This is a genomic window from Actinomadura barringtoniae (assembly GCF_017573505.1).
GTDB lineage: Bacteria > Actinomycetota > Actinomycetes > Streptosporangiales > Streptosporangiaceae > Spirillospora > Spirillospora barringtoniae.
This window is the reverse complement of the sequence record NZ_JAGEOJ010000030.1, coordinates 18413-35475: the sequence shown is the minus strand read 5'-3', so window position 1 is coordinate 35475 and position 17063 is coordinate 18413. Positions and strand designations below refer to the sequence as shown.

Annotated in this window: 18 protein-coding genes and 2 tRNA genes; 10 read left to right on the top strand and 10 right to left on the bottom strand. The window is 68.7% G+C overall.

Annotated features, from left to right (window positions below):
• Positions 1-122 precede the first annotated feature (122 nt).
• Positions 123-1202: a hypothetical protein gene (locus J4573_RS48070; protein ID WP_208263144.1), complete on the top strand. Its 1080-nt coding sequence runs from the start codon at positions 123-125 to the stop codon at positions 1200-1202.
• A gap of 1955 nt (positions 1203-3157) precedes the next feature.
• Here the strand turns inward: J4573_RS48070 and J4573_RS48065 are convergent.
• The 3 genes from J4573_RS48065 to J4573_RS48055 all read right to left on the bottom strand — a co-directional run bounded on the left by J4573_RS48065 (position 3158) and on the right by J4573_RS48055 (position 3896).
• Positions 3158-3230: transfer RNA gene (locus tag J4573_RS48065), tRNA-Glu, on the bottom strand.
• A gap of 119 nt (positions 3231-3349) precedes the next feature.
• Positions 3350-3421: transfer RNA gene (locus tag J4573_RS48060), tRNA-Gln, on the bottom strand.
• Positions 3422-3503: 82 nt separating this feature from the next.
• Positions 3504-3896: a VOC family protein gene (locus J4573_RS48055; protein ID WP_307797502.1), complete on the bottom strand. Its 393-nt coding sequence runs from the start codon at positions 3894-3896 to the stop codon at positions 3504-3506.
• Between the two features lie 40 nt (positions 3897-3936).
• On the opposite strand from J4573_RS48055, the gene J4573_RS48050 reads away from it, so the two are divergent.
• Complete coding sequence (locus J4573_RS48050; RefSeq protein WP_208263143.1) at positions 3937-4536, top strand: PadR family transcriptional regulator; 600 nt, start codon at positions 3937-3939, stop codon at positions 4534-4536.
• 42 nt (positions 4537-4578) lie between these two features.
• Here J4573_RS48050 and J4573_RS48045 read toward each other — a convergent pair whose 3' ends face one another.
• Positions 4579-5214: a DUF2461 domain-containing protein gene (locus J4573_RS48045; RefSeq protein ID WP_208263142.1), complete on the bottom strand. Its 636-nt coding sequence runs from the start codon at positions 5212-5214 to the stop codon at positions 4579-4581.
• A gap of 5 nt (positions 5215-5219) precedes the next feature.
• Positions 5220-5984 carry a fumarylacetoacetate hydrolase family protein gene (locus J4573_RS48040; RefSeq protein WP_208263141.1) on the bottom strand — a complete coding sequence of 255 codons (765 nt, stop codon included), beginning with the start codon at positions 5982-5984 and terminating at the stop codon, positions 5220-5222.
• A 118-nt stretch (positions 5985-6102) separates the two neighbouring features.
• On the opposite strand from J4573_RS48040, the gene J4573_RS48035 reads away from it, so the two are divergent.
• Complete coding sequence (locus J4573_RS48035; protein ID WP_208263140.1) at positions 6103-6588, top strand: SRPBCC domain-containing protein; 486 nt, start codon at positions 6103-6105, stop codon at positions 6586-6588.
• 12 nt (positions 6589-6600) lie between these two features.
• On the opposite strand, the gene J4573_RS48030 is transcribed toward J4573_RS48035, so the two are convergent.
• The 3 genes from J4573_RS48030 to J4573_RS48020 form a co-directional block, all read right to left on the bottom strand.
• The gene (locus J4573_RS48030; protein ID WP_208263139.1) at positions 6601-7980 is read right to left on the bottom strand and encodes a cellulose binding domain-containing protein; all 1380 of its coding nucleotides are present in this window, start codon (positions 7978-7980) and stop codon (positions 6601-6603) included.
• A gap of 108 nt (positions 7981-8088) precedes the next feature.
• Complete coding sequence (locus tag J4573_RS48025) at positions 8089-8454, bottom strand: tetratricopeptide repeat protein (RefSeq protein WP_208263138.1); 366 nt, start codon at positions 8452-8454, stop codon at positions 8089-8091.
• A gap of 339 nt (positions 8455-8793) precedes the next feature.
• The gene (locus J4573_RS48020; protein ID WP_208263137.1) at positions 8794-9093 is read right to left on the bottom strand and encodes a hypothetical protein; all 300 of its coding nucleotides are present in this window, start codon (positions 9091-9093) and stop codon (positions 8794-8796) included.
• A 334-nt stretch (positions 9094-9427) separates the two neighbouring features.
• Here J4573_RS48020 and J4573_RS48015 point away from each other — a divergent pair, with 334 nt between their 5' ends.
• The 5 genes from J4573_RS48015 to J4573_RS47995 all read left to right on the top strand — a co-directional run bounded on the left by J4573_RS48015 (position 9428) and on the right by J4573_RS47995 (position 12832).
• On the top strand, positions 9428-10234 hold the full coding sequence (locus J4573_RS48015; RefSeq protein WP_243774778.1) for a GntR family transcriptional regulator: 807 nt from the start codon (positions 9428-9430) through the stop codon (positions 10232-10234).
• 52 nt (positions 10235-10286) lie between these two features.
• Entirely contained in the window at positions 10287-10700 is a 414-nt protein-coding gene (locus J4573_RS48010) for a DUF6292 family protein (protein WP_208263135.1), read from the top strand.
• 178 nt (positions 10701-10878) lie between these two features.
• Entirely contained in the window at positions 10879-11043 is a 165-nt protein-coding gene (locus J4573_RS48005) for a hypothetical protein (protein WP_208263134.1), read from the top strand.
• A gap of 298 nt (positions 11044-11341) precedes the next feature.
• The gene (locus J4573_RS48000) at positions 11342-12184 is read left to right on the top strand and encodes a GntR family transcriptional regulator (protein WP_208263133.1); all 843 of its coding nucleotides are present in this window, start codon (positions 11342-11344) and stop codon (positions 12182-12184) included.
• Between the two features lie 39 nt (positions 12185-12223).
• On the top strand, positions 12224-12832 hold the full coding sequence (locus tag J4573_RS47995) for a GNAT family N-acetyltransferase (protein ID WP_208263132.1): 609 nt from the start codon (positions 12224-12226) through the stop codon (positions 12830-12832).
• A 7-nt stretch (positions 12833-12839) separates the two neighbouring features.
• On the opposite strand, the gene J4573_RS47990 is transcribed toward J4573_RS47995, so the two are convergent.
• The gene (locus J4573_RS47990; RefSeq protein ID WP_208263131.1) at positions 12840-13091 is read right to left on the bottom strand and encodes a hypothetical protein; all 252 of its coding nucleotides are present in this window, start codon (positions 13089-13091) and stop codon (positions 12840-12842) included.
• Positions 13092-13367: 276 nt separating this feature from the next.
• Between J4573_RS47990 and J4573_RS47985 the strand changes: the two genes are divergently transcribed.
• Positions 13368-14900: a Crp/Fnr family transcriptional regulator gene (locus J4573_RS47985; protein WP_243774790.1), complete on the top strand. Its 1533-nt coding sequence runs from the start codon at positions 13368-13370 to the stop codon at positions 14898-14900.
• A gap of 14 nt (positions 14901-14914) precedes the next feature.
• Positions 14915-15274 carry an antibiotic biosynthesis monooxygenase family protein gene (locus tag J4573_RS47980; RefSeq protein ID WP_208263129.1) on the top strand — a complete coding sequence of 120 codons (360 nt, stop codon included), beginning with the start codon at positions 14915-14917 and terminating at the stop codon, positions 15272-15274.
• A gap of 146 nt (positions 15275-15420) precedes the next feature.
• On the opposite strand, the gene cimA is transcribed toward J4573_RS47980, so the two are convergent.
• A complete protein-coding gene (cimA, locus tag J4573_RS47975) occupies positions 15421-17004 on the bottom strand; it encodes a citramalate synthase (RefSeq protein WP_208263128.1) in 1584 nt (527 codons plus the stop codon).
• Positions 17005-17063 lie beyond the last annotated feature (59 nt).

Here is a 17063-nt window from a genome sequence, read left to right as displayed (position 1 = left end):
CCGATCGGTATCGGTGTGATCACGGATCTCCCAACCCCGTGTCACCCTCCCCCACCCACCCGACCGGCGCTGATTACATCAGGTCACTGATCACGGGGCATCGTCGGGGGAGGTGGCCACCCGTGAAGGCATTCGCGCTGCTCATCGCGGCACTCGTCCTGCTGCTCTGCGCGCCGTCGACCGCGTCCGCCGCCGACTGCGTCAAGCTCCAGGGCGCCGCCGCCTCGCTGATCAACGGCGGCCGGCTCTGCCGGAATCTCCGGCACGAGATCACCGCCGAGCACCCCGACCTGGGCCGCGCGTTCCGCAAGCCAGTACGAGGCGGGGCCTCTCACAAGTCGCGCCCCGCCCACCACACCCCCACCAAGCCGGCCAAGCCCGTCAAGGCGGCCCCCCGGCAGCCCAAGCCCCAACCCCGCCCCGTTCAACACCGCCCCGTTCAACACAACCCAGCCCCCGACACCCCCGCACCCACCAAAACCATCGTCACCACCCCAGCCGCCAAGGCCACCCCGGCCGCGGCCCCTGCCGCAGAAGACCCGACCCCTGGCATCTGGCCGACCGTCATCGCGGTAGTCCTACTCCTCCTGGCCTTCGCACTCCATCAACAGATGACAAGACCCCTCCCCGCACTCCCCCGGCCCGCCCGTTCCCCCAAACCGCCAACACCGCTCCGCTCAGCTGAAGAGCTGGCCCGCCCCTCCGGCCTGGGTGTGGTCGGCCCCGGTGCCAACGGCTTCATGCGCGCCATGCTGGTCGATCTCCTGTCCCGCGACGCGAAGGTGGTCCTTTCGCGGAACGAGCTGAACCGCATGTTCGAGGGCGCCTTCGACGACGGCCTCATCCAGTCCCTCGCGCCCCGCCTGCACGTCTGCGACCTGCTGGAGGAGGCCGTCGAACACCTGGAACTCGACATGCTCATGGCCGAGGCGGAGCAGGCCAACCCCGACCTCAGCCCCACCCGCGGCCGCGACGTCCCCACGTACTGGATCTCCACGCCCGGCCAGGACGACGACGTAGTAGTACCCCTCGTCACCCGAGGCACCGTCGGCCTGGTCTTCGGCGAATGGCACCATGGCCGCACCTGCACCGTCGACTCGTCCGGCGCGGTCACCTGCACAGACGACGAGACCACCCTGGTGGCGCCGTCCCTCACCCCCGACGATGCCCTGGCCCAGCTCCGCTCGTACGCCTGCTTCTGATCACCAGCACGTATAAGAGATCGTGGCCGACCCGCCGGGCGCGAACCCGACCGACCCCGACCCGAACCCGCGCGCGTAACAACTGACCGTCGGCAAAACCGAAACCGTCACGCTGGTAGAACTCCCGCTCGCCAGCGTTCCGCCCCCGGACGCCGCGAGCCTCGCGACCCCCGAGTTGACCGAGGCCACCGACCAGTGAACGCTCCCACCCGAGGCCGTCAACCTCACCGTGCACCTTCCCGTAGCCGGTGCCGCGATCCGATGACACCCACTGTCGTTCACAATCAGATGCCCAGTGCCCCCACCCCCGCCCGGCTTCTTCTCCGTCCTCGCCTTGGGCGGCGCCTTGCTAGGTGGAGCCGACGAGGCACCAGGGCTAGGCGCCCCCGAAGCCCCGGGCTGCTGCCCCCCGTCACCCTTTGCCGACGGCGAAGCGCTAGGCGAGACAGTCGGCGACCCGAACCGGGTATCCGGCGTCTCCGCCGCCAGCCCGCTGGGCGGAGCCTGCGGCGTCCCGCCATCGGACGTGTAGTCCTTGGCCTTGGGAATCCCGAACGTCACCAGCGTGAGCACACCCCCCGCCAGCAGGATCACCCCGACCGTTCCCCCAGCCGCAGCCCAAGCCCGCTTCCGCTGCCCCTTCCCCCCACCAGGCGCCGCCCGCTTAACCCGAGGAGCCCCCGGTGCAGGCGCCACCCGCACATCCGGCACCTCATCCGCAGGCGTCAACGCCTTCATCCGCCCCTTATCAACCCGCACCCCCTTCCCACCCGCAGGCGTACGAGAGGCCGCAGGCGCACTACGCGGCGTGGGCCGAGGCGGCGCGGGCATGGGGGACAGACCAGGCGCACTCAACGGCGCGGCCGTCTCAGGCTGCGCAGGCGTTCCAGACGGCGTGGGTCCGTTCGGCAGGCCAGGTGCACCTGCCTGTGCGGACCCCGGAGACAGGCCAGGCCCGTTCGGGGGCACAGGCGCACTCAACGGCGTGAACGCCTCCGGCGGCGCAGACACGGCCTCCGGCGCAGGCGCCCCAGGCCGCGCGGTCACGCTCCCCGAAGCGGGCGCGCCTGGCGCTGTGGGACCGTTCACCACGTCGGGCGCGCCCGACGGCGCGGACGACGGGGACACACCAGGCGCGTTCGGACGCACGGGCGCCCTCAGCGGCGCGGTTACCCCAGGCCGCGCGGGCGCATTCCCAGCTGCGGGCGCCCTCGGGTGCGCGGGCATGTTCGGCGATGCGGGCACGCCAAGCGGAGTCGGCGCGTCCGGAGACACAGGCGCATGAGGAGGGGCGGGCGCATGCGGCGGCGTGGGGGTGGTCAGGGGGGTGGGGCCGGCGCCGGATTCGGGGTGGGGGCCGGTTTGGAGGGTGGCGGCCTGGTTGATGGAGACGCCTAGGACTTCGGAGACTTCGAGCGTTCCAAGGCCGTGTTGGCGGGCCAGGTCGGCGGCTTCGCGTTCTAGGTCTGTGGGGCCGGTGAGGGCGTAATGGAAGACCATGCGGCCGGGCTCTAGGCGGGGGTGGCCTCGGGGGCCGTCGGCGAGGCGGCTCAGGCACTCGTCGCGGACCAGGGCGTACAGCCAGGCGCGGAAACGGTCGAGGTCGGGGAGGGCGGCGGGCTCGCGGGCGGCCACCAGCGCCTCGCGGACGGCTTCGACGGCGAGGTCCCGGTCGCGCAGGAGGGCCTCGGCGTAGTCGAAGAGCCGTGGGCCGTACACGTTGTAGACGTGTGCGACGGCCCCGGGCCGGCGGTCGCGGAGGCCCTCGAGCAGCCGCAGGTCGCCAGCGTGGTCGGGGCTTGGATGGGTAGGCACGATCGCGATTGTCCCGGCCTCGCGATCGGAAGTAATGAGGTCGGCCGCACAGGTCGATGGGGGCTTTTGTCACTTGGTTGAGTAGGCCCCGGAAAAGATCGAAGCCCCGACCGCGCAATGCGATCAGGGCTTCTGGGATGTACCCCCGAGCGGATTCGAACCGCCGTTACCGCCTTGAGAGGGCGGCGTCCTAGGCCACTAGACGACGGGGGCTTGCAGCTCTTGCTTGGCCGTTTCGGGCCTCGCCCAGCTTACTGGACGTTCTCCCCTTGTGCGAACCGCTTGCGGACCTACAAGAGAAGCGGCCCGCCCGATCAAGATCGGCGGACCAGCTGGGGTACCAGGACTCGAACCTAGACTAAGTGAACCAGAATCACTCGTGCTGCCGATTACACCATACCCCAGTGCGTTTGAGCTGACCTGCCGGTCGCTCGCGCCTCAAGGAGAATACAGGACCCTGGGACCTGGGACCAAAACGATTGGCGATCAGGCCATGGCGAACAGCTCGAGTTGAATGCCGTCGGGGTCTCGGAAGCACAGCACCGGGCCCCATTCGGTCTCGGCGATGGGCGACTGGGTGACGCCCAGCCCGGCGAGTTTGGCGCTCCACTCCTCCAGTTCGGAACGGGACGCCACCTGGAACGCCAGGTGGTCGAGGCCGGTGCGGCGGTGGTCGAACGAGCCGCCGGTGGCGTCGCGGTGCTGCTGGAAGCCAAGGATCGGCTGGCCGGCCGGGTGGACGCAGATCGTTTCGAGCCACTCGTCGTTGTCGACCTGGGCGAACGGGCTGAAGCCGAGGACGTCGCCGTACCAGCGGACGCTCGCGTCGCGGTCGCGGACCGACAGGGACAGATGAGACACACCAGTGATCTCGGGCACGGTCTCGAAGATACTCCGGATCGGAGTATCGTCAAGGCCCATGGCGGCGCTCACCACGACCTCGTACGCGATCCTGTCCCTGATGGCGGTCAAGCCATGGACCACGTACGAGCTGAAACAGCAGATGGACCGCAGCCTGCGCGCGCTGTGGCCCCGGGCGGGCAGCGTCCTGTACGAGGAGCCGAAGAAGCTCGTGGCCCACGGCCTGGCCGGCAGCCGCGTCGAATACACCGGACGCCGCAAGAGCACGATCTACGAGATCACCGACGAGGGGCGCGCGGCGCTGCGGGGCTGGCTGGACGAGCCGGGCGCGGGGCCGGTCCTGGAGTTCGAGGCGCTGGTCCAGGTCGCGTTCGCCGATCACGGGAACATCGAGCAGCTGCGGGCCGTCCTGGCGCACATCCGGGCGTACGCCGAGTTCGCGCGGGCGGCGATCGAGGAACGGATGACCGAGTACGAGACCACCGGCGGCCCCTACCCCGACCGCCTGCCGGTGATCGCCCTGTCGGCGCGCTTCATGCGCGAGCAGAACGCGTCGCTGCTGCGCTGGGTCGACTGGGCCGAGGCCGAGGTGGCGCACTGGTCGGGCACCACCCCGGCCACCGGCGCACGCGTCCCCCCGGACGGCTTCAGCGGGTGAGCACGTTCAGCGGCTGATCCGCCCGGCGGCGTCCAGCGAGCCTCAGCGGGTGAAGTCGGGCGGGCCTATGTGGTCCTGGCCCCACTCGACGAGCGGGCGCAGCCGCCGCCACGCGTCGCGTACGCGATCCACGACCTCGGGCGTGCGCATCCACGGGTCGGCGGGCCAGCCCTCGTGCGCGTACAGCGACCGGTGGCGCAGCAGCTCGATGCGCGGGTGGTCCTCCGGTACGCCGCGCGGCCGCGTCTTCAGCCGGTCGCCCGCGATCTCCATGCCGGCCGAACGCAGGTCCGCGACGATCGTCTCCAGCGCCTTGCCGGACGACGCGGAGTCCACGGCCGCGCGGTACTGCCGCAGCTGCTCGGGCGACGGCGCGTACATGCCGCCCGCGACCATCAGGCCGTCCGCGTCGAGCTGGAAGTAGAAGCCGCCGCCGGTGTGGCCGCCCTGGTGGGTCTTGTACGGCGTCTTGTCCTTGCTGAAGCGCACGTCGCGGTACGGCCGGAACATCCTGGCCTCGCCGAACTCGTCCTCCAGCTCGCCGAACAGCTCGATCATCGGCTCGCGCACGCACCGCTCGTAGGCGGGCTTGTGCTCGGTCCAGTACGCCTTGGAGTTGTCGGCGAGCAGCCCCTCATAGAACTCGAACGCCTCGTCCTGGAATCCGGTGAAACCCACGGCCCCTACTCCCTGGCGACGACACGGTTGGTGAGCTCGCCCACGCCCTCGACGGTCACGGTGACCTCGTCGCCGATCTCCAGCGGGCCGACGCCGGCCGGGGTGCCGGTGAGGATGACGTCGCCCGGCAGCAACGTCATCACCTGGCTCACGTACTCGACCAGGGTGGGGACGTCGTGCAGCAGCAGCGACGTGCGCGCGTCCTGCCGCACGTCGCCGTTCACGGCGGTCGTGATGGCGAGGTCGGCGGGGTCGAGCTCGGTCTCGATCCACGGGCCGAGCGGGCAGAACGTGTCGAACCCCTTGGCCCGCGTCCACTGCCCGTCCTTCTTCTGCAGGTCGCGGGCGGTGACGTCGTTGGCGCAGGTGTAACCGAGGATGACCTCGGCGGCGCGCGCCGCGGGCACCTCCCGGCACATCCGTCCGATCACCACGGCCAGCTCGCCCTCGTAGTCGACCCGTTCGCTGAGCTTCTGGGGGTAGGCGATCGTCTCGCCCGGCCCGATCACCGCGGTGGAGGGCTTGGAGAACAGCACCGGCTCGGCCGGCGGCTCCCCGCCCATCTCGCGGGCGTGATCGGCGTAGTTCTTGCCGATCGCGATGACCTTGCTCGGCAGGATGGGGGCCAGCATCCGGACGTCGGCCAGCGGGAAGCGCTGCCCGGTGAAGGTGAGCTCACCGAAGGGGTGCGCCGCCACCGCGGCCACAGTGTTCTCTTCCACCACGCCGAAGGACATGCCGCCGTCGGTGGAGAACCTCGCGATACGCATGGTCAGCAGACTAGTACGCTGGCCGGACAGAGCCCGAAGCCGTCGAAACCATCCCATCTCCACCCAGGGGCTGGAAGCATGGAGACGGCCGCCACCGACTGCCGAAGGTCCCTCCCCCATGGCACAGCCGAACGTCCCGGCCCTGTCCGAGCCGATCCAGCAGGCGACGATCGTGCGCAGAGACCGCTCGCACACCTACAAGGTGTTCGTGCGCTCGCTGGGCGCCTGGTGGCCGAACCAACCCTTCTCGTTCGGCGCGGACGAGATCAAGGCCGTTCACGTGCAGGAATCGACCGGCGGGCGCGTCCACGAGGTGTGGGCGGACGGCACCGAGAAGGACTGGGGCCGCGTCGCGGCGTGGGAGCCGCCGAACCGCCTCGTGCTCACCTGGGAGGTCCCGCCCGCCGAGGGCACCGAGGTCGAGATCCGTTTCAGCTCGCTCGGCCCGACCCTCACCCGCGTCGAGCTCGAGCACCGCGGCTGGGACAAGCTGCCGCCCGAACGCCTCAGCGCCATCGCCGAGGCGTTCGCCGGGCGTGGCGGCGACCTGAACGAGGGCTGGAGCCGCATCCTCGGCCACTTCGCCGCCGCCGCCGAGTCCTGACCCCGGCCCCGCTCAGAACCCGCAGGGCTTGCCGTTGACCCGGCAGCCCTTGGGATTGGCCGCACTGCCCGCCGCGCCGTACTGGATCGCCCAGGTCGCGCCGGGCGGGATCGCCTCGGCGCCCTTCTCGCTCTGGATCTCCACCTTGTCGCCGCCGTGCACGAGCCGGCCGCCCCACAGGTTCTTGACGTCGTTCTTCGGCGCGTCGAACGTGATCTTCCAGCCCTTCATGGGCTTGTTCGAGGTGTTGGTGATGACCAGCCGCCCCTCGTAGTAGCCCTCTTCCTGCTGCATGAGCTGATAGGTGATCCCCTTCCCGGTGACCACCGGCCCCACCGGCGCCGTGGTCGGCTGCCCCGGAACGGCCGGCGCAGTAGGCGCACCCGACTGCCCCGGAACGGTAGGCACGGCGGACGGCACCGGCGCACCTGACGCCCCAGGAGTAGCCGACGTCGTCGGCGAAGGCGTACCCGCCTTAGTAGGCGAGCCCGACGCGCCCGTCGTAGGCGAAACGCTCGGCGTCGACGCAGAGGCCGTCTTCTTGTCCGAGTCCTTGCCCCCGCTCAGCACGATCGTTCCGACCGCAGCCCCCGCCAGAACGGCCACGGCCCCGACCGCACCAAGAATCAGCACCCCACGCCGCGCACCCTTACCGCTGCCGCTCCCCGGCGGCGGAGACGGAGTGCCGTACGGCCCAGGAATGCCCCCCGCAGGCATGGCAGCAGCCTGCACTCCCCCAGCAGGCACTGCCGCAGCAGCCGCCATCGACGCCCCGGCAACGTGCTGCACTCCCGACTCGGGTTGCGGCACGGAGCTAGGCTGCGTTCCCGCCTCCGGTGAGACCGGCGCAGGCTGATGCATCTCGACCGCAGGCCCGCCACTGGGCGACTTGGGTACGGGCGGCGTCCCCAGGCCCGCCCGTTCCTGTTCCTGCTCAGACCCGAACAACGCCGTCCAAGGCTCTTCCGAAACCGGAGCCATTGGCTCCTGCTCCGGAAGCGGCACAGCCCCCTGCTCAAACTGCGCCACCACTTGCGGTTCCTGCGGCGCGGTAGGCGGCTCAATCGGCACAGCAGGGGTCTCCGCAACAGCGAAGTCCGTCACCGTGGCCGGGGCCTCTTCTTCCAGCACCGGCGGTACGGAAAAGTCCGTCACGGTCTCAGGCACGTCATCAACAGGAAGGTCTTCCTCTGGATCGTCCACAGGAAGCGCCTCAACGGCAGCCGGGTCCTCATAAGTAGCGTCAAGGTCCACGGGCCGATCGGTGACGGTCTCGTCAGCCAAAGGCGCCGCGTCCTCCGCCGTAGGCGCCTCGCCGGCATCCTTGGGCAGCCGGAACTCGGCTGTGGTCATGTGATCCGGGGGCATCCACCCGGGCTCGTGGCCGCTCATCTCGTCACCTTCCACGGCGCGTCGGACTCATTGGGTCCGACGATGGCGGCGACGATTCGGTTCGTTCGGCGGCGCAGGTTCCGCGACCGACCACGGCCAACCAGGCGTTCAGCCCGCGGGCTGAGCCTCCAGGCCACGCCGCGCGGCGGCGCGCTGGTGACGGTTGAGCATGTCGGTGATCAGCTCGATCGCGTCGGGCGTGGTGGCGTCCGGCGCCCCAGCGATCCAGCGTGTGGCCTCGGCCAGCAGGCGCTCGGACGCGGGCGGCCGCTCATCGGCGAGCCGCCCGAGCACGTCCCCGAGACGCAGTGCTGCCCGGCCGCGGTCGGCCTCGGCCGCGCGGCGGTACCACTGGGCGGCCTGTTCAAGGTCGCCCTCACGCTCATATTGCTCCCCGAGCCCGTACGCCAGATCGACCAGCGACCCGTCCGGACCGTCCCCGACCGCGCCGGGGCTCAAAGGTCGGACAGGCATGCGATCACTCCGGAAGGTCTCTGGGAACGGAAACGGCGCCCGCGATGGCGGACGCTCACGAACACCAATGGTGACCGCGAACCCGGACTTCCGCCACCGCTTTACCCAAGTTTCCTGAGTTTGTCAGTGAACGCCCGGTTACCGAACGCCACCATCAGCTGTCCAGGGGAGGCCACCGGCCAGTTCAGCCATCATGATGTGAGGAACACCTAGACGTGTGAACTTGTAGGTACAAGCTGACAAGCCAAACAACGGCGCACGTGGGGCACGTCCCCGGCGATCATCGCAGCACCGATCCCAGGGGAATGACGACCTTCGAAGCGAGAGAAACCGAGAGCCTCAACGCCGGGAACGGCTGCGGCCGACCACGGCCAGGCCCCCGGCGAGGACGAGAGTGAACGTCAGCACTGAGCAAGCCAGGTCCCAGCCCGCCGGCGCCTCCAGCAGGAACCCGCCCAGCGCCGTTACGCCCAGGGCGACCAGCCCCAGCGCGACCACGACGGCAAGGCGTGCGGTGCCCCCGGCGACCGATACCTCGACCCGCACGTACTCCATGCGCGGGTCGGCCTTCGCCGTCGGCATCTCGTCGACCAAAGCTCCGTATGTGAGTTGGGTGGCTTCCACCTGTCCGTCCTCCACCGATCTCTCCTCATCCGGCGCGGGGTCACCACTCAGGTCACTGGACTCCTCCACCGGTCACTCCTTAGGTCGCCCGTTCGCCCCATTCGTTGACTCGGCACGCCCTGACGGCACTCACGCCAGCAATCTCTAGAGTTCGATCCGATGCACTCTGTAGCATCTGTTCGGTGAGATGGCCGTTCATGGCAGCTACTCGCTCTACTCCCTACAAAGGTGTTTTCCATCCCAAGTAGGGGAAAAACCTGATCATGGGAATCAGTTGTCTCAGACCCACTGAAACCACGCAGCTTCCCTGGTTGGAATGAGGGAGGAGATGGCAGTCAAAGAACCCCCCATGTACCGGAAGATCGCCAACGCCCTCCAGCAGCAGATCGAGTCGGGCGAGCTTCCGCCAGGGGAACAGCTTCCGTCGGAGAAGGAGCTGGCCACCACCTGGAGTGTCTCGGAGAGCACGGTCAAGACGGCGATCAGTGAGCTCCGCAAAGCGGAGCAGGTCAGGACCGTTTCCAAGAAGGGCACGTTCGTCGCTGAGCAACGTGAGCCCTTTTACATCACCCTGAGCAACGTCGACCTCGGCTCCACCGGCAACCCCACCGGAGCCGGGCTGGGCGGCGGCGAGGGCCAGGCCTTCGTCGAAGAGGCGCAACGACAGGGGCACTCCGCGCACTTCACCACGCCCGAGGTCAAGATCCGTAAGGCGACGAAGGCCGAGATCAAAGCGCTCGGGATCCCGGCCGACCGGCCGCGGCCGCAGGTCGTCGGCCGGTCGCAGGAACGGTTCGTCGACGGTAAGCCGCACTCGCTGCAGACTTCGTACTTCGACCTGGACCTGGCCAAGCAGGCGCCCCTCCTCTTCGAGGAAGAGGACATCGAGGAGGGGACCGTCAACTATCTGGCAGCGATCGGACGAAGCCAGAGCGGCTACATCGACGAGTTCGTCGGACGGCCGCCCGCCGACCAGGAACGGGCCTTTTTCGGGCTGCCGAAGCAGAGTGCCGTGCTGGAGATCTCACGCACCGCTTACGATCAGAATCGGCTCCCGTTCCGGCTGACTGTGACCGTTTACCAGCGAGGCGTGAACGCCATCCGCTTCATCACGGGAGAGGTCCCCGACCACATCTGGCCGCGGCCGCCTCGCTAAAGACCCACCAACGTCCAGATCAACTCTAGGCATCACAACAAGGAAGCCGAACATGCCTGAATCGCAACACCCATCGCGCCACCCGGTTCCGGAAGTCAACCTGGTCCACGGCTACACGACGGCCGTAGTCGACGCGCTCATCGCATCGGGCTTCGGAGTGCATCGGTCCTGGCTGGACCCGATGAACCCGATCGACGCCACCGTCATCCTCGGGCGGGACGCCCTGGTGTGGGACGAGTGGACCGGCTGGAACATGGGAGAATTCGTCTCCGGACGACAGGGAGAACGGACCGTCCTTCGAGAGGCCCGCTCGATCAGCGCTAGCGTGCTGGTGGAACCGCGTCACCTGGTTCAGCTCATCGTCGGCGGCGTCCAGTCACCGATGCCGCGGTCGCACCGCGCACCCGACGCCCGCGATGGCCTCGTCGACGCCCTGCACGGCTACGACGTCGCCGATCGACACTGACTTATCCGCAGGCCTCGCGGTCCCGCGACACTCCGCGGGACCGCGAACCGCTTCCGGGCCGTCGTCAGGCCATCGTAGATATTCAATGCGGCCGTCAAGTGCTCCCGCGCGTGCTCAAGGTCGCCCGTCGCGCGTTCCAGCGCACCCAGCTGGTAGTCGGCGAACGCCTGTGCTCGGCATGTACACGCAGATTGATGTACAGCGCCGCCCCCATGCCATCGATGGAGAGCACCTGAAGCTGCCCGCCGGCGGCCGCGCTCTCATCGATGACACGGCAGACCGGCTCGACCTCGTCATCGCGGCCGACGAAGGAAGTCGGCGAGGTCGCGCGGCAGCGTGTTGATCCTCGGCCGGGCCGGTGGTTCTGGTTCGCCGGCCTGTGCGTCGCTCGTCGACTCGGGACACCCAGCAATTTTATCGACGCATTGCGGACGATGATTATCGGATGAGAAACATCTCGGAATTACGAGACCCGAAATGGAGATCGACTGGAACCCCGTTGCGATCCGCGACGTTGCCTCACTTGCTTAACCGGTCGGCTTATCAACTTGTACCAACAAGTCAACATGGCCGCCTTTACCCTCCTTGGAGAGCTAAGAAAACCTGATACCGGCTCATCGTTGCCGAGGACGGAGAGACCAATGGCGGCGCGACGATGGCGTGAAGTCGCCAATGACCTGCTCAGACGCATCGGCGAGGGTGACTTTCCGCGGGAGAGGGAGGGCGGCCGCAGGAAGCTGCCGCCCGAGAGCGAGCTGCAGAGCCACTACGAGACCTCGCGCAACACCATCCGCGAGGCCTTGGACTTCCTCGCCACTCGCGGCCACGTGGTGTCCGAGCAGGGCAAGGGGACGTTCATCGTCTTCCGACCGGAGCCGGTGCACGTGACGCTGTCGGCCACCGAGCTGGGCGTGGGGCCGGGCGGCGGCGAGGGCGAGTGGTACAAGCGCGACGCCGCACTGCAGAACAGGACGCCCACCAGCTCGGCACCACGAGTGCAGATCCAGGTAGTCACGAGCCAGATCGCCTGGTACCTGCAGATCGAGCCGAACACCCAGATCGTGTCCCGGCATCAGGAGATCTATCTCGACGGTGACCCCTGGTCGCTGCAGACCTCGTACTACCCACTGGACTTCGCCCTCAAGAGGGGCGCCAGCAAGCTACTGCAGGCGCAGGATATCCCCGAGGGAGCGGTGAAGTATCTCGGCGACACACTGGGATACCGGGAAGAGGGCTACCACGACGAGATCAAGGCCCGCGCTCCCGACGACAACGAGAAGCGTTTCTTCGCTCTCGGAGACTCCACCCAAGATGTCGTCTTCGAGACGATCCGCACCGCGTACAGCACCGAAGGGCGGGCGTTCCGGCTGACGGTCACGGTCTGGCCGGCCGACCGCAACCTCCTTCACTACAACATCGGTAACGTCCCCGAACCCATCGTCGAGGAACAGCACCGATACCCACCTTCACCGCCCTCGGAGTGAGCCCACGCTGCTTCCCATGGGCACGAGGAAGTGAACGTCATGAGCAGGATCCGCGATCGCAGGATTCGAGCGCGGGGACCGCGCCTTCATGTACGGCCCGCTGTCGAGGACGACCTGGACGACGTCATCAGGCTCATCGACGAGGCCGGGCACTGGCTGAAGACACAGAAGAGCACCGACCAGTGGAACAAGCCCTGGCCGGACCGCGACAGCCGTGACAAGCGCGTGCACGACGGCATCAGCAGAGGGCTGTCGTGGGTCGTGATGGACGGCCCGACGATGGCTGCCACGGTCACGATCACGGCGGTCGGCAATGCCGCCCTATGGACGGACGAAGCGCAGTCAGTTGATGCGGTCTATGTGCACCGGCTGGTCATCGACCGCAGGTACGCAGGGATCGGACTCGGCGCCGAGCTGATCGACTGGGCAGGCGAGCAGGGCCGTCGGCAGCAACCGGGCGCGACCTCGATCCGCATCGACCTCTGGACGACCAACGAGGGGCTTCACGCCTACTACCGCGGGCTGGGGTTTCTCCCCTGCGGGGTCACGCGCGGCTCGGACGACCTGCCGTCCGGCTCGATGTTCGAGAGGCGGCTGCCGGTCGCTCCCCCCTCCATCCCACGGCTCACGACAGACCCACAGCCCTAGCCCGCCGTCAGAGGATCTTCCATTGCATGAGGTCGCCGTCGCGATCCTCACGGCAGAAGACGGCGCCGCCGTCGGCGACCATGCGTTCTATCTCGGCGTACACCACGAGCGCACGGTTGATCGCGTCGGTCTTGGTGTGGCCGGTGAGTTCAGTGATCTCCTGTAGGGAGGTTCGCGCCTTCACGCTGAGATTGACGGTGACCCGTTCCCCCACGGCCGGCACGGCCGCCGACTCCGAAGATGCTCCAGGGTTCTTCATCAGCGGGTTCTCCCATCAGAGGACAGACGCCTCCACCACCGAATGTGCGGTGTTCGCATGCATCTAACCGGGTTGATGCCCGCACTCTATGCCAGAGAAACCCGCCTCAGCATCACCGAATGATCTCAGATCCACCAGACTCTGTGCAATTTGCAACAGAGTTTGATGCAGCAATTGCATGTACTTCATATGTACGGCGTCATACGCTGGCGAGCATCGAGCCCGTTCAGATGTGGCGGGCTCCCTCCCCGGCGGAAGGGAGGGGGAGTGAGCGAGATGAAGGACCGGCGCCGGCTCCGGCCGAGCCTCTCCATCGTGGTCGTCGGCCTCTCGATGGTGGTGATCGCGGGATCCGTCCTGGTGGGCGGCGTCCGCGGTGTGGTCGCCGCCGTGATGGCCCTGATCGCCGTGCCGATCGCAGGGTTCACCTACGACCAGATCGCGCTGACCAGGAAGGGCAGGTCACTGGCCACCACCGTGGAGGAGATCCGGGCGCTCAAGAGCAGCGACGAGGTCGCTTTCACCGGGCCGCTGACAGCCCTGCTGCGGCTGCTGTTGCACCGCAGGCCGGAAGCGCCCGCGACAGCGCTCGAGCCGGTCGGTACGTCTCGGCCGGGGCCGAGCCGAAGCCCGGATGTGACAACCGACCATGACCCGCATGAGGTCTCCGGCTATGGGGGCGGTCTGCCCCGCCGCGGCATCTCATGGCACCGGGGGCCGGATGAGCGGCCTGGTGGGGTGTTCCGGCCTACGTTCTGGGAGGCGCTCACCGGTGGGGAGCAGCGGTCGCTGGAGGGGCGGGCGCGGACGGTGGCGTTTCATCGGGGTGAGGTGATCTGCCGTGAGGGCAGGCCCGCCGAACATGTGACCGTGCTGATCAGCGGCTGGGCGCGGGTGTGGGTGAACGAGCCTGACGGGAGCCGCGACATCGCGTTCCGCGGGCCGGGCGACCTGGTCGGGGAACGGGCGGTGATGCTCGTGCGGTCGCGGTCGGCGATGGTGACGGCGGAGACCGAGATCTGCGCCATGCAGGTACGTGCGCAGAGTTTCCTGCTCTTCCTCGCCGACCACCCGCGGGTGCAGGGCGTACTGGAGCGGGAGGTGTACGACCGGCTCACCGAGGCGCCGCTCCTCGCCACCGCGCAGGCGCCGGGCTGGGAGGCGGCGATCGCGCCGGGCTGGTCCGAACGGTCCGCCTGGCCTGAGGTGCCCAAGTGGTCGGGCGGGAACTGCTCGATTCTGCTGACCGACATCGCCGGGTTCGGGGGTCACGACCGGGACGACGACGACCGGCTGATCGTCCGGGAGAGCATGTACGAGATGCTCCAGGACGCGTTCTCCGGCTCGGGGCTGCGGCAGAGCGACTACTACCAGGAGGATCGCGGGGACGGGGCGCTCATCGTCGTGCCGCCCGACACCCCGACCCGTTCGGTCGTCGACCCGATGCTGGCGCGGCTGGCGGCGGGGCTGCGGCGGCACAACCGGCGCGCGAGCGCGGCGACCCGGATCCAGCTGCGTGCGGCGCTGCACGTGGGACCGGTGACCAGGGACGCGCGCGGCGTCTCCGGCGCCTCGATCATCCAGGCGGCGCGGCTGCTGGAGGCGCCGGTGCTGAAGGACCGGCTCGCCGAGACCACCGCCGATCTCGGCTTCATCGCCTCCACGTTCGTGTACGAGACCGTCATCCAGCAGGGTCCCGGCTACGTCGACCCGGCCTGCTACCTGCCGGTCGAGATCCGGGTGAAGGAGTCGGCGCTCACCGCGTGGATGTATCTGGCGGGCGGGTCGTCCTCGCTCCGGGCCGTGTAACTAGGATCGACGGCATGTCCGTGATCAAGATCAATGTGCTGACCGTCAGTGAAGAGATGCGCGAGGAGCTGGAGCGGCGCTTCGCCGGCCGGGCCGGGCTGGTGGAGTCCGCCGACGGCTTCGAGGCGTTCGACCTGCTGCGGCCGGTCGAGGGCACCGACAGCTACTTCGTCATGACCCGCTGGCGCAGCGAGGAGGACTTCCAGCGCTGGACCGAAAGCCAGGCGTTCAAGCACGGCCACGCCCAGGCCGCCAAGGACGCCGAGGCCTCCGGGCAGGGCCACGGTCACGGGCATGGCCACGGCGGGCCGGCCGCCATGAACGCCGAACTGTGGTCGTTCGAGGTCATCCAGAGCGCCCGGCCCAAGCAGTAAGCGCGCCACGCACGCGAGCGCGCTACCTGAGCCTGGGGGCGATGCCGAAGGCGAGCCACCGGGCGAAGACGGCGAAGCCGTGTCGCGTTCGCGCTTTTGCGGTTCGGGCCCCAAGCCGCCAGGCTTGGGGCCCGAAGCCGCGAAAGCTAATCCAACACAGCCTCGTAGCCGGCGTGGAGGAGGCAGTAGGTGACGGCCTCCTCCAGGGCCTGCCAGGACGCGGCGATGACGTTGTCCTCGACGCCGACGGTGCCCCATTCGCGGGCGCCGTCGCTGGACTCGATGAGCACGCGGGTACGGGCCTGCGTTCCGTGCGTGCCCTCCAGGATGCGGACCTTGTAGTCGACCAGCTCGAGGCGGGCGAGCTCGGGGTAGAGCCTGCCGAGGGCGATGCGCAGTGCGTTGTCCAGGGCGTTGACGGGGCCGTTGCCCTCGCCCGTGGCGATGATCCGCTCCCCCTTGGCGTGCAGCTTGACCGTGGCCTCGCTGACCATGGAGCCGTCGGGGCGGCGCTCGACGATGGAACGCCACGACTCGACCTCGAAGTGGCGCTGCCGGACGCCGGTGAGCTCCTCGCGCAGCAGCAGCTCGAACGAGGCGTCGGCGGCCTCGAAGGTGTAGCCGGTGGACTCCAGCTCCTTGACCCGGTCCACAACGGCCTTGGCCTTCTCGCCAGACAGGTCGTAGCCCAGCTCGCGGCCCTTCAGCTCCACCGAGGCGCGCCCGGCCATGCTGGAGACCAGCATGCGCATGTCATTGCCGACCGTCGCGGGGTCGATGTGCTGGTAGAGGTCGGGGTCCACCTTGACGGCGGACGCGTGCAGACCGGCCTTGTGGGCGAACGCCGACAGCCCGACGTAGGGCTGCTGGCTGCTCGGCGTGACGTTGGTGACCTCCGACACCGCGTGCGCGATGCGGGTCATCTCGGCGAGCTGGCCGTCCGATACCAGTTGCATGCCGCGCTTCAGCTGCAGGTTGCCGATCACCGTGAAGAGGTTGGCGTTGCCCGAACGCTCGCCATAGCCGTTCGCGCAGCCCTGGACGTGCGTGGCTCCGGCCCGTACGGCGGCCAGGGAGTTGGCGACGGCGCAGCCGGAGTCGTCGTGGCAGTGGATGCCGACGCGCGCGCCGACCCCGACCACCTCGTGGACCACGTCGGCGAGCTCGTCCGGCAGCATCCCGCCGTTGGTGTCGCACAGGGCGATCACGTCGGCGCCGGCCTCGGCGGCGGTGCGCACGACCTCCAGCGCGTACGCGCGGTTGGCGTGGTAGCCGTCGAAGAAGTGCTCGGCGTCGAGGAAGACTCGTTGGCCCTCCGCTCGCAGGTGAGAGACCGTGTCGCGGATCATCGCGAGGTTCTCGTCGAGCGTCGTGCGGAGGGCCAGCTCGACGTGCCGGTCGTGACTCTTGGCGACAAGGGTCACGACCGGTGCGCCGGAGTCGCGCAGGGCGGCCACCTGGGGATCGTCGGCGGCCCGCACACCGGCACGGCGGGTCGCGCCGAACGCGGTGAGCTGCGCGTGCTTCAGGTCGAGCTCGGTCTGAGCCCGCCGGAAGAACTCGGTGTCCTTGGGGTTGGCGCCGGGCCAGCCGCCCTCGATGAAGCCGACCCCGAGCTCGTCGAGGTGGCGCGCGACGACGAGCTTGTCCGCGACGGAGAGGTTGAGCCCCTCCTGCTGCGAGCCGTCGCGGAGCGTGGTGTCGTAGACGTGAAAACCGTCGCCCTGCATCGAAATCCCCTTCAGGGTCTGGTCGGCGCCGGGGCCTTGAGAAAACTGCCCCTGGAAAG